The organism is Methylobacterium sp. E-045 (assembly GCF_022829685.1).
Classification (GTDB): Bacteria; Pseudomonadota; Alphaproteobacteria; order Rhizobiales; family Beijerinckiaceae; genus Methylobacterium.
On the sequence record NZ_JAKSYE010000018.1, the window covers coordinates 1 to 908 of the forward strand.

A 908-nucleotide genomic window follows, 5' to 3' on the forward strand; every position below is an offset into this window, starting at 1 on the left:
GCCGAGCCTACACCAAGCGCGAGCCCGCCAAGGATGGTCATAGCGGCAAGCGTAAAAGTAACTTTCTTCATTTTTCATCTCCTAGAATACTGTGTCAGCAGTCTTTATAGAAGCAGAAAAATGTTCTCTAAGTTCCTGTGACATTTAGATAATTTCTGCCTAATGGCAGAGAGATCATGACTATAGAAGCGTCGAGGCGATGCCGTCGCGCTTTTGCCCTCGAATGAGCACACGCCCTCCTCTACGGAGACGGATCTCAGGAAGTTTCAGAAAATCGGTGGGGGGAGGTTGCGCTAGCCCCCATTCGCTAACGGCCGATGAATTCAGGTCGCATAGCTGGCTTTGGGAAAGTTCCGCTGACAAGCAGGTTATTATTTTCGGAACAGGGACGTAGCTTGACCATTATGGAAGCAATATTTCGCTCCGTCTCGGGCCGCCCTCATGAAGATTTCTCTGGTTCTTTCTCTCTCTGTTGCCACCGTATTTTCTTCGCTCGTCCCCGCTTCAGCAGAGGATCGGCGGGTTACGGTTTACTCTGGCACCAGCTCAATCACGATCCCTGCCTCAAGCCTTGCAGCCACGCAGCCGTCGCAGCAGGCAGCCAGCTTCAATGCAGCTCCCGCTCGTAAAATTCGGGTTGTGCTGGCTTCTCCCTTCCGCGCCATGAACTGAGTACCGCCCGTCTACAGGTGGGACGGTAGAGATTTGTGGCTTTGCGGCAGAGGCTGGAACGGCATGAAGCGAGCGATTGGCGGACTAATCGGCTTCCTCGCAGTCCTAGCCTCACAGACGGGTCCTGGCTTCGCCTTGGAGGTCTCCCGCAGCCTTGAGATCCAAGCACCCCCTGCCACTGTCTGGAAGCTCATTGGCGGCTTCTGCGCCATCGCGAAATGGCATCCGATGGTTGA

General features: G+C 54.5%; 2 protein-coding genes. Both read left to right on the forward strand.

What is annotated here, in order from left to right; all coding sequences use genetic code 11:
- The first annotated feature begins 441 nt into the window (after window positions 1–441).
- Complete coding sequence (locus MKK51_RS01145) at window positions 442–672, forward strand: hypothetical protein (RefSeq protein WP_243974471.1); 231 nt, start codon at window positions 442–444, stop codon at window positions 670–672.
- A gap of 63 nt (window positions 673–735) precedes the next feature.
- Window positions 736–908: SRPBCC family protein (locus MKK51_RS01150; RefSeq protein WP_243974473.1), on the forward strand; the 173-nt coding region annotated here is incomplete at its 3' end.